Origin of the sequence: Microbacterium kribbense (assembly GCF_039537285.1) — a bacterium.
Taxonomy (GTDB): domain Bacteria; phylum Actinomycetota; class Actinomycetes; order Actinomycetales; family Microbacteriaceae; genus Microbacterium; species Microbacterium kribbense.
The window spans coordinates 1-1,691 of sequence record NZ_BAABAF010000021.1; the positions used below are offsets into that span (position 1 = coordinate 1).

The 1,691-nt window shown below is 67.8% G+C and carries 2 protein-coding genes; both read right to left on the reverse strand.

Annotated elements, in window-relative coordinates; translation table 11 throughout:
• A partial coding sequence (purU, locus tag ABD705_RS15990) for a formyltetrahydrofolate deformylase (protein ID WP_344785394.1) occupies positions 1-870 on the reverse strand: 870 nt, incomplete at its 3' end.
• Between the two features lies 1 nt (position 871).
• The coding region (locus ABD705_RS15995) for a methylenetetrahydrofolate reductase (RefSeq protein ID WP_344785396.1) at positions 872-1,691 on the reverse strand (820 nt) is incomplete at its 5' end.

Consider the following 1,691-nt stretch of genomic DNA (forward strand, 5'->3'; position numbering starts at 1 on the left):
GAAGACGATGGTGTGGTTGCCGTGTCGGATGACGCGGTCTTGGGCGTGCCAGAGCACGCCGCGGGAGAGGACGTCGCGTTCCACGTCGGCGCCGCGGCGTTGCAGGTCGGCGGCGGTGTCGGCGTGGGTGACTCGGACCACGTCTTGCTCGATGATCGGGCCCTCGTCCAGGTCGGCGGTCACGTAGTGGGATGTCGCGCCGATGAGTTTCACGCCGCGTTCGGCGGCCTTGCGGTAGGGGGCGGCGCCGATGAAGGCGGGCAGGAAGGAGTGGTGGATGTTGATGACGGGCACGCCGACCTTCTCCAGGAAGTCCTCGCTGATGATCTGCATGTAGCGGGCCAGCACGACGAAGTCCACGTTGCCGCCCAGCAGCTGCAGGATCTTCGCCTCGGCGGCGGACTTGTCCGGTCCCTGCGAGGGCACGTGGAAGAACGGCACCCCGAAGGAGCGCACGTCGTCAGCGGTGTTGGTGTGGTTGCTGATGACCATCGGGATGGTCACCGGCAGCTCCCCGCGCCGGTGCCGCCACAGCAGATCCAGCAGGCAGTGGTCGCTGGTGGAGGCCAGGATCGCCATCCGCTTGGGCACGGACTGGTCCGTCAGCCGCCAGGACAGCCCGAACGGGGCCAGCGTCTGCTCCAGATCGGCCTCGATCGCGGGCAGCTCGAGGGACAGATCGGGCCGGGCGAAGACGACCCGCTGGAAGAACTGGCCGCCGTCGGGGTTGTCCGTGTACTGGTCCAGCGCGATGATGTTGCCCTGGTTGCGGGTGATCAACGCGCTGACGGCGGCGACCACGCCAGGCTGGTCGGGGCCGTGCACGATCAGGCACGCGGTGTCCTTGGAGGCCGGCGAGTGCGGGGCCATCTCAGGCCCCCGCCGTGGTGAACTCGTGCGCCCACACGGCGGTGGCCTTCAGACCGCCGAACGTGTAGAAGTGCAGCTTCACGGTGCCGCTGGAAGGGTCCGCCGCCAGCAGCGCGGACAGGTCGGACACGAACCGGTCCGGCCCGGCAGTGCCCAACAGGTTCGTCAGGGAGAACCCGTACTTCTTCACGATCATCGCGTTCGCCCCGATCCCGAACCGGCGGGCGAACCCGAGCAGTCGTTTGATGCCGGCCGGTCCCGGCGTGCCGATCCGGATCTGAGTATCGATGCCGTGCGCACGGACCTGTCTGATCCAGGCCATCACCGGGTCGGTGTCGAAGGCGAACTGGGTCAGGATCACCGCCTCCAGGCCCTGCTCCTTCAGCGCGGCGGACTTGTCCCGCAGATGCTGCCAGAGCACGTCGTCGGCAATGTCGGGATGCCCCTCCGGGTAGCCCGCGATGGACACCTCACGCACCCCGTACTGCTGCAGGATGCCGGTGCGGATCACACTCAGCGAATCCGGGTACGGACCCTCGGGAGTGGCCGGATCCCCGCCCACACAGAACACATGCTCGGTCGCGCCGACCTCCTGCAACGCCGCCAGGAACTGCTCCAACTGGGCCTGCGAAGCCAACCGGCGGGCAGAGATATGCGGCACCGGGACGAACCCGGCCTCCCGCACCGCCGCAGCCGCAGCGACCCGCATCGGCAGATCCTCATTACCCAGGAACGTCACATTGACCTTCGTGCCCTGCGGGATCACCTCCCGCGCCTCCAACAGACCCGGGACATCCTTCCCCGTCATCTCCAACGAGAAA